General features: G+C 65.6%; 7 protein-coding genes. 2 read left to right on the forward strand and 5 right to left on the reverse strand.

Annotation, left to right across the window (positions count from 1 at the left end):
• Positions 1-137: 137 nt before the first annotated feature.
• Together AC1RDS_RS16045 and dprA are read left to right on the forward strand one after the other, a co-directional pair.
• Positions 138-1,340 carry a LysM peptidoglycan-binding domain-containing protein gene (locus tag AC1RDS_RS16045; RefSeq protein WP_092697852.1) on the forward strand — a complete coding sequence of 401 codons (1,203 nt, stop codon included), beginning with the start codon at positions 138-140 and terminating at the stop codon, positions 1,338-1,340.
• A gap of 60 nt (positions 1,341-1,400) precedes the next feature.
• Positions 1,401-2,555, forward strand: coding sequence for a DNA-processing protein DprA (dprA, locus tag AC1RDS_RS16050; protein ID WP_092697853.1), 1,155 nt, complete (start codon positions 1,401-1,403; stop codon positions 2,553-2,555).
• Between the two features lie 28 nt (positions 2,556-2,583).
• Here dprA and AC1RDS_RS16055 read toward each other — a convergent pair whose 3' ends face one another.
• From AC1RDS_RS16055 to AC1RDS_RS16075, 5 genes are all read right to left on the reverse strand, one after another.
• A complete protein-coding gene (locus AC1RDS_RS16055) occupies positions 2,584-4,884 on the reverse strand; it encodes a DUF1631 domain-containing protein (RefSeq protein WP_287876998.1) in 2,301 nt (766 codons plus the stop codon).
• Positions 4,885-4,901: 17 nt separating this feature from the next.
• On the reverse strand, positions 4,902-5,855 hold the full coding sequence (gene secF, locus AC1RDS_RS16060) for a protein translocase subunit SecF (protein WP_026435551.1): 954 nt from the start codon (positions 5,853-5,855) through the stop codon (positions 4,902-4,904).
• Between the two features lie 92 nt (positions 5,856-5,947).
• The gene (gene secD / locus AC1RDS_RS16065; protein ID WP_092697855.1) at positions 5,948-7,831 is read right to left on the reverse strand and encodes a protein translocase subunit SecD; all 1,884 of its coding nucleotides are present in this window, start codon (positions 7,829-7,831) and stop codon (positions 5,948-5,950) included.
• Positions 7,832-7,987: 156 nt separating this feature from the next.
• A complete protein-coding gene (yajC, locus tag AC1RDS_RS16070; protein WP_026435549.1) occupies positions 7,988-8,323 on the reverse strand; it encodes a preprotein translocase subunit YajC in 336 nt (111 codons plus the stop codon).
• 289 nt (positions 8,324-8,612) lie between these two features.
• Positions 8,613-12,239 (reverse strand): indolepyruvate ferredoxin oxidoreductase family protein, encoded by a 3,627-nt coding sequence (locus AC1RDS_RS16075; protein WP_348682700.1) that lies wholly within the window; start codon positions 12,237-12,239, stop codon positions 8,613-8,615.
• Positions 12,240-12,301: the final 62 nt, after the last annotated feature.

Here is a 12,301-nt window from a genome sequence, read left to right on the forward strand (position 1 = left end):
ATTATTCGTTGCCCAATCAAGGGCTTGAGCAGAAAATCTCAGACGGTTTGTAACGTATCTGCCCGGCGGCTTGCATTGGGCAATCGATCGCGGCGCCAGTGAGGGGGCGTTTCACAATGCATCAAAAAAGGAACAACATGACGGCATTCACCAGCGTGCGGCGAACCGCCCTGGGTGCGTTGACAGTAATTGCCGGCGCTTTGCTTGCCGTGCCGGTTCACGCGCAGAACTATCCTGTTTCGAGCGGCCAGCGTGCCACGGCGCAACAGGTGGCCGAACGTGGCGTTCCTCTTTCCGAGCTGGCACCCGGGGCTCCTGACACCTATGTGGTGAAACGCGGAGACACGCTCTGGGGTATTTCGGGGATGTACCTCCAGCGCCCATGGCGCTGGCCCGAGCTGTGGGGCATGAACCTCCAGGCCCTGCCCAATCCCCATCTGATCTTTCCGGGCCAGACGCTCCATCTTGAAAAGAACGGCGGCTATGCGCGCCTGCGCACCAGCGCCCGCGGCGCGCCTGACACGGTGCGGGTGTCACCCCGCACGCGCAGCGACAGCCTGGCCGATACCGCCCTGCCCACACTCAAGCCGCACCTCATCGAGCCTTTCCTGGTGGAGCCGCTGGTGGTGGACGCCGAGGTGCTCCAGCGTGCGCCGCGCATCGTGGCCACCGTGGACGAGCGCGTGCTGATGGCCGACGGCGACCGTGCCTATGCCCGGGGCGATGAATCCAGCCCGCTGCGGATGGAGGCCGGTGCATCCCGCCACTACCGGGTGTTCCGGGATGCCATTGCCCTCAAGGACCCCTTGACGGGTGAAATCCTGGGTTACGAAGCGCAATATGTCGGCAAGGCAGAGCTGGTGCGTGGCGAGTCGGTGGAAGAATCGGCCAATGGCAAGGGCGGCATTGCGTATGACTACGTGCCCGCCACCGTGGCGCTGTCTGCGACCAAGGAAGAGGTTCGTGCGGGAGACCGGCTGCTGCCAGCGCCTGCGCGCGCTTTCGTCAGCTATACGCCACGCGCACCCCAGGTGGAGGTCGATGCGCGGGTGGTCTCGATTTATGGCGGCAACTCGGTGACCTACGCCGCACAGAACCAGGTCATTGCCATCAACCGGGGCACGAAGGACGGCATGGAAGCCGGCCAGGTGCTTCACATCATGACCAAGGGTGATCGCCTCAAGGACAGCACCGATGCCGCGAAGACGGTGATCAAGCTGCCCAGCGAGCGCAATGGCCATGTGATGGTGTTCCGCACCTTTGACCGGGTTTCCTATGCGTTGATTCTGGAAATCCGCACCGGCGTGCGGGTGGGTGACCGTCTGGTCAATCCCGAATAAGGAGGGCGCCGGTGGCCATGCTGCGGCCTCGGTGTCCCGTGTGTTTCCTCTGTCCTGACCATGGACATCGATGAACTCTCCGGCTGGCTGCGCCTGACGCTGACACCGGGCGTCGGCAACAGCACGGCCCGCCGCCTCCTGGCGGCTTTTGGTCTTCCTGCCGCCATTTTTCAGCAATCCGAGGGGGCGCTGGGGCAGTGCGTCACGCCCGTGCAGGCCCGGGCCCTGAGCCAGGTTCCCGAGGGCCTGGCGCCGCAACTGGAGACCACCTGGGCCTGGCTTCAGGGGCCGGCGCCAGACGGGACTGAGCGGGTGTTCCTGACCCTGGGCGATGCGCGTTACCCAGAGGCCCTGCTCGACACAGAAGACCCTCCGCTGGTGCTGTATGGCATCGGACCTGCGGCGTTGTGGGCCGCCCGGCCTTTTTCCACCGGGCATTGTCTGGCCATCGTGGGCAGCCGCAATCCCACGGCCCAGGGGGCGGACAACGCACGGCAGTTTGCGCGTGCGCTGCATGCGGCGGGGCTGACCATCGTGTCTGGGCTGGCGCTGGGGGTGGATGCTGCGGCCCATGAGGGGGCGCTGGACAGCGCAATGGCAGATGCCACATTCCCCGCCACGATTGCGGTGGTCGGCACCGGGCTTGACAGGGTGTACCCCCGCCAGAATCTGGGGCTGGCACGGCGCATCGCCGCACACGGCCTGCTGATCAGCGAATACCCCCTGGGCACACCGCCGCTGGCGCCCAATTTTCCCAAGCGCAACCGCATCATTGCAGGGCTTTCGCAGGGAACGCTGGTCGTGGAAGCGGCACTGGCATCGGGTTCGCTGATCACGGCCCGGCTGGCGGTGGAGCAGGGCCGTGAAGTGTTCGCCATTCCGGGCTCCATCCATGCACCCCAGTCGCGCGGATGCCATTCCCTGATTCGGCAGGGCGCCAAGTTGGTGGAGTCGGTGCAGGATGTGCTGGAAGAACTCCACTTTCCCGCTGCATCGGCGCCACCACTGCCGGCTTCTCCTGGGACGGCGCCCGCCCATCCGCCCGAAAGCGCATTGCTGCAGGCGATGGGGTTCGATCCGGTGGGGCTCGATGCACTGATGGCGCGCACGGGCATGGACACCGCCGCCATGCAGGTCGAGCTGCTGGAGCTGGAGCTGGCCGGTGCCGTGGCCCGGCTGCCGGGCGGTTTGTTTCAGCGCATGGGCAGCGCCTGAGCGGCCCTGCGCTGCCGGCCGGGGTGCCTCAGCCCAGCAGCCGCTCCGGATTGGCGTCCAGCTTGGCCAGCGCGTCGCGCGTGGCGCGCAAGGTCAGGCCTTCCTCGTCCTGCGCCACCAGCAGCCCGGACTGCAGGTAGGCCGCCAGCCGGCGCAGCTGGATGAGGTAGCTGCTGCCGTCCGTGGCAGCGAAGAGGTGCAATTGCTTGCGCTGGCTCTGCCAGGCGTACTGCACCTGGGCCGAAGCCCCGTTGTGGTCCAGTGTGAACCACGCACCGCGCTGCAGTTCCTGGGCCCACGCCACCATGGCATCGTCCACCGGGGCGCCGTTGTCGGCAATCACGTGGATGGAGGAGGCGTCGATGCCGAGCATCATTTCGATGCTGTCGGCATTGAACGGCATGTCTCCCAGCGTGGCATCCCCGATGAAGTCTTCCAGGTTGGCCAGACGCTTGGCCATGGCGTCGATGTGGGCCTGCGGAATGGACGCGGTCTTGGACAGGAAGGCATCGGCCAGGGTATCGGTCAGCACCTTGATCTGGGCATCCTGGGCGGCTCCCTGGACCCCCATCAATACCAGGCCCTGGCGCAGGCGCTGCAGCAGGCCCGGAAGGCTCTGGATGACCTGTGCCCGTTCGCTGCGATGGGGTTTGGCACTGGCAGCCCACACCAGATCGGCGGCCGTGCGCTTGAATGTGATGGTGTCGGCGTGCTGTGGGCCCTCGCGCACTGCCGAGAGGGCCAGTACCTCGGCCCAGGTCTTGAAGAGGAACTCCCGAATCTCGTCGCGCACCGGCATGTCGCGCAGCATGGTGCGCAGCTCGATCGTGTACTGGATGGCCAGCGTTTCCTTCTGTTCCACCTGCTGGGCCACGCTGACAAGGTGCGAGGTGGCCTGCTTTTCGGTCAGGAACTTCGACAGGAAGTTCTCGAATTCGTCGTACACCAGTTGAAAGACCCGGCGCCCGGTCTCGGGATACTGTTCGATCACCTGCACCACGCGGCGAATTTCGGCCTCCAATGCGCTGCCATTGATGGTGGTGGCATCAAATCCCATGACGCACGCACCCATGCGGTCGATGAGCTGGCGTGCAGGATGAGCGCTGTTGCTGAAGAATTCCGGTTCGGCCAGCGCCACGCGCAGCACCGGAACCTGCAGGCGTGCGAACCACACGCGCACGGCGGGGGGAATGCGGTCCTCGGCCAGAATGCTCTGGAACATCAGCGCCACCACCTCGATGATGGCCTTCTCTCCTGCCGTCGAGGCTTTTTTCTTCAACTCGGTGGATCGCTCCCGGACTGCGCCCGCCAGCTGGACCACCGCGGCGGGGCTGTAGTCTTCGATGCGCGTGGCGACACCGTTGTAATAGGTGTCCGCCTGGACGCGGTGGGCCGTGAGGGCATGCGCCAGCGCCGCCGATGCGGGCGGCGCATGGACCAGGTCAATGCCGGTGGCGGGCTGCGTGAGCAGCCGCCGCAGCTGGCCCATGATGCCCTGTGCCCGCAGGCGTGCGCGCGACAGTGGCGTCATGCCCGTGGCGAAGGCCGTTCCCATGCCCTGGGGCTGGGACTGCCTCGGTGGCGCTGCGTGCGCTGCGGCCATGGCCCCCCGCGTTTGCGCCAGTGCCTGCGATGCCAGTCCACCCGCTCCGCCATCGTTGCCGGTCACTGCACCGCCGTCGGTCCGACGCACGCGCGCCCGCAGGTTGTTTTGCGGGGTGATGCCCTGCTCCACATAGAACACGTTCACAGCCTGGTACTGCTTTTGCAGCAGGTTGGCCAGGTCGCGCTGCAGGGGGTCCACCACGGTCAGCAGATCCGTGCGCTGCAGGCCCGCATCGCACCATTGCTCGACGACGATCAGGCAGACGGCCTCGGGGCGCAGGATGTCATTGCTGTCGAGGTCCTGGCCTTCCAGCGACTGGGTTCGCTGGCGTACCGTGTCGAACTGCTGGCTGACCTGTTCGGTGATCGTGAGCGCCATGCGCGAGGCAGCGATCTTGTTCTCCACCACATCGTCGCTGAGCAACTCGAACTGCGCGCCAGTGGCCCGGCTGTCGCGTGTCGCGCTGACAGGGGGAACCAGTGCATCGCGCAGGGCCTTGACCATGCGCGCCAGCCAGTCGCCGTGGTGCTGCTGGTACAGCAGCCAGGCATCGCGCCGCGACTGCATCTCGCGCTGCGTGCCGGTCTGGGACATCAGCTGGGTCAGGAAATCCAGAACCGCCTGGTCCACATCAGGCAACCCGGCGCAGACTCCTTCCACAAACTTCTGGCGCGCCTGGCGGGCCAGTCGACGCTGCGGAGGAGAAGGGGGGGGGGCAGCCATGCGTCAATGCTAGCGTGTCAGACCGTGGCCCCGGCGTTGGGATCGTTCGGATCCTCGTTCTCTTTCCTGGCTGTCTTGACCAGGTCTTCCCGTTTCACGCCCAGCCACATGGCAATGGCGGCGGCCACGAACACCGACGAGTAAATGCCGAACAGGATGCCGATGGTGAGCGCCAGCGCAAAGTTGTGCAGGCTGGGTCCGCCAAAGAAGAACATCGACAGCACCATCGCTTCCGTCGATGCGTGGGTGATGATGGTGCGGCTCATGGTGCTGGTGATCGCGTGGTCGATCACCTCGTGCGTGTTCATCTTGCGGTATTTGCGGAAGGCCTCGCGGATCCGGTCGAAGATCACCACCGACTCGTTGACCGAGTAACCCAGCACCGCCAGCACGGCCGCCAGCACCGATAGCGAAAACTCCCATTGGAAGAACGCGAAGAAACCCAGGATGATCACCACATCGTGCAGGTTGGCAATGATGGCGGCCACGCCGAACTTCCACTCGAAGCGAAAAGCGAGGTAAACCACGATGCCCACCACCACCATGGCCAGCGCCATGAGGCCACCGTGCACCAGCTCTTCGCCCACCTGCGGGCCGACAAACTCGGTGCGCCGCAGCGTGACGGCCGGATCAGCCGTCTTCAGCGCCGCAATGACCTGCTCGCTCTGCTGGGCAGAGGTCACCCCCTTTTGCACGGGCAGGCGGATCATCACGTCGCGCGCGGTGCCGAAGTTCTGCACCTGCACGTCGGGGTAGCCCAGGCCGGAGACCGTCTCGCGCACCTTGGCCAGTTCTGCCGGCTGGCTGTATGCCACCTCCATCACCGTGCCGCCGGTGAACTCCACCGACAGGTGCAGGCCGCGCGTGATCAGGAAGAACACGGCCAGCGCAAAGGTGATGAAGGAGATCGCGTTGAAAACCAACGCGTGCTTCATGAAGGGGATGTCTTTTCTGATGCGGAAAAACTCCATGATTTTTATTCCTTGGTTGGAGTTTTCAGAGGAAGCTCATAGGCGCGCAGCGCATGTGATGCTGGAACGAAGAATTCCATGGTCTTCCTCCTTTAGTTGGTCTTGGCCACGGCGGAGTCGGCGTCTGCTTTCCAGACCTGTCCGATCGACACGCTCTTGAGCTTTTTCTGGCGGCCATACCAGAGGTTCACCACGCCGCGCGAGAAGAAAACGGCCGAGAACATGCTGGTCAGGATGCCGATGGTGTGCACCACGGCAAAACCGCGCACGGGTCCCGAGCCAAACGCCAGCAACGCCAGACCGACGACCAGCGTGGTCACGTTGGAGTCCAGAATGGTCGCCCAGGCGCGTTCGTAACCCGCGTGGATGGCCGCCTGGGGCGACATGCCGTCGCGCAGCTCCTCGCGGATGCGCTCGTTGATCAGTACGTTCGAGTCGATCGCCACACCCAGCGCCAGCGCCATGGCGGCAATGCCGGGCAGCGTCAGCGTGGCTTGCAGCATCGACAGGATGGCCAGCAGCAGCAGCACGTTCACCGAGAGCGCCAGCGTGGAAAACACGCCAAACAACCGGTAATACACGCACATGAAGGCGGCCACGGCCACCATGCCCCAGACCACGCTGTGGATGCCGCGCTCGATGTTGTCGGCGCCCAGGCTCGGGCCGATGGTGAATTCCTCGATGATCTCCATGGGCGCGGCCAGCGAGCCGGCGCGCAGCAGCAGCGCGGTGTCGTTGGCCTCGGCCGTGGTCATGCGGCCGGAGATCTGCACGCGGCCGCCGCCGATTTCGGAGCGGATCACGGGGGCCGTGACCACCTCGCCCTTGCCCTTTTCAAACAGCACGATGGCCATGCGCTTGCCGATGTTTTCGCGCGTGATGTCGCGGAAGATGCGCGAGCCCTTGGCATCGAGCGTGAGGTTCACGGTGGGTTCCTGGGTCTGCCCATCGAAGCCGGGCTGGGCGTCGGTCAGGTTCTCGCCGGTCAGGATGACCTGCTTTTTCACGATGACAGGCTGGCCGTTGCGTTCCAGGTAGCGCTCGGAGCCAAACGGCACCGGGCCCCGGCCGGCTTCTGCAGCGCGCGCTTCGGTGCCTTCGTCCACCAGGCGCACCTCCAGCGTGGCGGTGCGTCCCAGGATGTCCTTGGCCTTGGCCGTGTCCTGCACGCCGGGCAGCTGCACCACGATGCGGTCCAGGCCCTGCTGCTGGATCACGGGTTCGGCCACGCCGAGTTCGTTGATCCGGTTGTGCAGGGTGACGATGTTCTGCTTGAGCGCCTGTTCCTGCACACGGCGCGTGGCCTCGGGCTTGATGGTGGCGCGCAGCCTGAATTCGCTGCCCTCGGGCGTGCTGACGGTCTGCAGGTCGGGGAACTGGTCGGAGATCAGGTTGCGGGTTGCCGTCTGCGTGGCTTCGTCGCGCACCTTGATGTCGATGGTCTGGCTGTCGCGGCTGATGCCGCCGTGGCGGATGTTCTTGTCACGCAGCGCGGTGCGGATGTCGCCCGCATAGGACTCGGCCTTCTTGGTCAGCGCGGCCTGCATGTCCACCTGCAGCATGAAGTGCACGCCACCGCGCAGGTCCAGCCCCAGGTACATGGGGCGCGCATGCAGGGCCGTGAGCCAGGCCGGTGAGCGCGACACCAGGTTCAGCGCCACGATGTACGAGGGATTGGCGGGGTCGGGCACCAGGGCCTTCTGGATCGCGTCCCGGGCCTTGAGCTGGGTGTCGGGGGTGTCCACGCGTGCGCGCACCGAGCCGCCTTCGAGCGTCACGAGGTCGGGGGTGACGCCCGCCTCCTTGAGCACCTCCTCCACGCGCTGCTGCACGGCCGCATCCACCTTGACGGTGGCCTTGGCGGACGAAACCTGCACAGCAGGTGCTTCGCCGAAGAAATTGGGCAGGGTGTACAAGGCACCTACCAGCAGCACGATCACCAGGATCGCGTACTTCCAGACCGGGTAACGGTTCATGATCGCGCTCTACTCAGTTGTCCATGGCGCATGGCGCCAACCCCTGCCAGGGATGCCGTGGGACTGGCTTGGCCAGGCCATCGGCATCGTCCCCCTTCGCGCGCATTGCGCGCGAGAAGGGGGAAGCGGCGCAGCCGCTCAGGGGAATGTGCATCTTTACTTGACCGTGCCCTTGGGCAGCACCTGTGCCACGGCGCTGCGCTGGATCTGCACTTCCACGCCGCTGGCGATCTCGATGTGCAGGAAACCTTCGGACAGGCGCGTGACCTTGCCGATGATGCCGCCGGCCGTGGCCACTTCGTCGCCCTTGGCAATGGCGTCGATCATGGCGCGGTGCTCCTTCTGGCGCTTCATCTGGGGGCGGATCATGACGAAATACAGCACCACGAACATCAGCACCAGGGGCAGCATGCCCGTGAGCGAGGACATGATGTCACCGCCACCCGTGGCGGCAGCAGGAGCGGTCTGGGCAAAAGCAGAAGAAATAAACACGGACAGGACTCCACAATGGATGGTCGAAACACACAGAACCCGCCGCAGACACGCTTGACACGCACCTGCCGGGGCGAAACAGACCATTGTATGCGGCCCCCCGCCCGGCACCCAAGGGCTAAGACCCAAGCCGGTGCCGGGTGTTAGCCGCTCACGGTGGATCTGCCGAGGGAGCGTCGCAATTGCTGAAGAAAAGAGCCTTTGGCGCTGGATGGGCAAGCGCCAAATGCTCTCTTTTTGATAGTTGCAACCCGCGCCGCCCCCGGGCGCCGCGGGCCATGGCGCGGGTTCAGGCCGCCTGGCGCCGGGGCGCGGTCGTCTGGCCGCCGCGCCATTGCGCCATCAGGCCGTCCCATTTCGGGCGTGCCGTCTTCAGGTGGCGCTCCTTCACATGGCCATAGCCGCGGATGCCTTCGGGGATGCTGGCAATCTCCACGGCCAGTGGCAGCTTCTCGGGGGTGAGGCCGGCCAGCAGCTCGTCGATGCAGGCGCGGTATTCCCCGATCAGGGCGCGCTCCATGCGGCGCTCGCCGGTCTTGCCGAAGATGTCCAGGGCGGTGCCGCGCAAGCCTTTCAGCTTGGCCAGCAGGCCAAAGGCGCTGCGCATCCAGGGGCCATAGGGCTGCTTGACCAACTCGCCCTTGTCATTTTTCTTCGCCGCGAGGGGCGGCGCGAGATGGTGCACCAGCTTGTAGTCGCCCTCGAACATGGCGGCGATCTTGTCCGTGAAGGCCTTGTCGGTGTGCAGGCGCGCCACTTCGTATTCATCCTTGTAGGCCATGAGCTTGAAAAGATAGCGGGCCACGGTCTCGGACAGGCGGGTGGTGGTGCCCAGCTTCGCTTCGGCCGTCTTCACTTTGTCGACAAAGGCCTGGTAGTCGGCTGCGTAGGCGGCGTTCTGGTAGCCGGTGAGGAACTCCACCCGCTTGCCCACCATTTCGGCCAGCGATGGCTTCTTGACGAACTGGATCACCTGCGCCGCGGCAAACAGCGCCTGCACCGAGGCCAGGTCATGGGCGCAGCGGCGGCCCCATTCAAACGCTGCCTGGTTGTTCTCCACCTGCACGCCATTGAGTTCCATGGCACGCATCAGCGAGGCCAGGGTCAGGGGCACGCGGCCCTTTTGCCAGGCGTAGCCCAGCATCAGCGGGTTGGTGTAGATGCTGTCACCCAGCAGCTGCGTGGCCACCTGTTCCGCGTCGAAGCTGCCCACGCCGCCTGCGCCCACAGCCGCCGCAATGGCGCTGTCGCAGTTGGCGCCCGGGAACTGCCAGTTCGGGTTGGTCACGAACGCCGCCGTGGGCGTGCCATGCGTGTTGAGGGCCACGAAGGTGCGGCCCGGCTGCATCACGGCCAGCGTGTACTTGTGGGCGGCCACGATGGAATCACAGCCGATCACCAGGTCGGCCTTGGCGGTATCGACCTTGGTGGTGTAGATGGCGTCGGGCCGGTTGGCGATCTGGATGTGGCTCCAGGTGGCACCGCCCTTTTGCGCCAGGCCACCGGCGTCCTGCGTGACCACGCCCTTGCCTTCGAGGTGCGCCGCCATGCCCAGCAGCGAGCCGATGGTGATCACCCCCGTGCCGCCCACGCCGCCCACCACGATGCCCCAGGCGCTTTCGGCCACCGGCAGCACGGGCTCGGGGATGGCGGGCAGCGCCGAGAGGTCGCCCTTCTTCTCCTTCCTGGGCTTCTTGAGCTGGCCGCCTTCCACGGTCACAAAGCTCGGGCAGAAGCCCTTGAGGCAGGAATAGTCCTTGTTGCAGGTGCTCTGGTTGATGCGGCGTTTGCGGCCGAATTCGGTTTCCACGGGCTCGACCGACAGGCAGTTGGACTGCACCGAGCAATCGCCGCAGCCTTCGCAGACCAGTTCGTTGATCACCACGCGCTTGGCCGGGTCGACCAGGGAGCCGCGTTTGCGGCGGCGGCGCTTTTCGGTAGCGCAGGTCTGGTCGTAGATGATCGCCGTGCAGCCTTTGATTTCCCGTAATTCGCGCTGGATGCGGTCGAGCTCGTCGCGGTGAAACACCTCGACGCCGGGCGGCAGGTCGTTGATCAGTTCGGGGTGGCCGGCGCGCACGGCGCTGCTGTCCAGCCGGTGCGTGCGGCCGTGGTATTTCTCGGGCTCGTCGGTGACAACGACCAGTTTCACCACCCCCTCGGCGCGCAGGCTGTGCGCAATCTGCGCCACCGAATGTCCCTCGGGCCGCTCGCCCACCTGCTGGCCGCCGGTCATGGCCACGGCATCGTTGTACAGAACCTTGTAGGTGATGTTCACGCCCGCCGCGATGCTCTGGCGAATCGCCAGCAGGCCGCTGTGAAAGTAGGTGCCGTCGCCCAGGTTGGCAAACACATGCGCGTCCTTGGTGAACGGTGCCTGGCCCACCCAGCTCACGCCCTCGCCGCCCATCTGCGTGAAGGTGGATGTGCTGCGGTCCATCCACACCGTCATGTAGTGGCAGCCGATGCCGGCCACGGCGCGCGAGCCCTCGGGCACGCGGGTGCTGGTGTTGTGCGGGCAGCCGCTGCAGAACCATGGGGCGCGCTCACCCGTGTCCACCTTCAGCGCGGTCATGGCGCGTTCGCTGGCCTCGATGATGGCCAGGCGCGCATCCATGCGGGCGATGGTGTCGCCGGGCACGCCGAGTTTCTTGAGGCGCTTGGCAATGGCCTTGGCGATGATGGCGGGCGTGAGGTCGGCCTTGGCACGCAGCAGCCAGTTCTGGCCGGGGTTGGCCATGGACCACTCGCCGCCCGAGTTGTCGCCCTCGACCTCGTCGAACTTGCCCAGCACGTTGGGGCGCACATCGGCGCGCCAGTTGTAGAGCTCTTCCTTGATCTGGTATTCGATGACCTGGCGCTTTTCTTCCACCACCAGGATCTCCTGCAGGCCCTGCGCGAAGTCGCGGGTAATGGTGGCTTCGAGCGGCCACACCACGTTGACCTTGTGCACGCGGATGCCGAGCTGGCGGCAGGTGTCGTCGTCGAGCCCCAGGTCCACCAGGGCCTGGCGGGTGTCGTTGTAGGCCTTGCCGCTGGCGATGATGCCGAAGCGGTCGTTGGGGCCCTGGATCACGTTGTAGTTGAGCTTGTTGGCGCGCACATAGGCCAGGGCCGCATACCACTTGTAGTCCATCAGGCGCGCCTCCTGCTCCAGCGGCGCATCGGGCCAGCGGATGTGCAGGCCGCCCGGTGGCATGGCAAAGTCTTCGGGCAGGATGATCTGCACGCGATCCGGGTCCACGCTGATGCTGCTGGACGATTCCACCACCTCCTGGATCGTCTTCATGCCCGACCACACGCCCGAAAAGCGGCTCATGGCAAACGCGTGCAGGCCCATGTCCAGAATGTCCTGCACGTTGCTCGGGAAGAACACCGGCAACCCGCAGGCCTTGAAGATATGGTCGCTCTGGTGCGCTGCCGTGCTGCTCTTGCTGATGTGGTCGTCGCCCGCGATCGCAATCACGCCGCCATGCTGGGCCGTGCCGGCCATGTTGGCGTGCTTGAACACGTCCGAGCAGCGGTCCACGCCCGGTCCTTTGCCGTACCAGATGCCGAAGACGCCGTCGAACTTCTTGCTTTGCGGGTACAGGTCAAGCTGCTGCGTGCCCCACACCGCCGTGGCGGCCAGTTCCTCGTTCACGCCGGGCTGGAAGACGATGTTGTTGGCGGCCAGGTGCTTCTTGGCGGCCCACAGCGACTGGTCATACGTCCCCAGCGGCGAGCCCCGATAGCCGCTGATGAAGCCGGCGGTGTTCAGGCCCGCAGCGGCGTCGCGCTGGCGCTGCAGCATGGGCAGGCGCACCAGGGCCTGCACGCCGCTCATGAAGGCCCGGCCTCCGCCCAGGGTGTATTTGTCGTCGAGCGTGACGGTTTCCAGCGCTTTACGGATGTGCTCGGGCAGGGGGGCGTTCATGGTGGTGCTCCAGAAGGGGGGCGAGCCAAAAAGGCCGCCGGGTGGGCAGCCTTTTGGCGTGG

This window comes from Acidovorax sp. GW823-FHT02H02 (genome assembly GCF_058797075.1).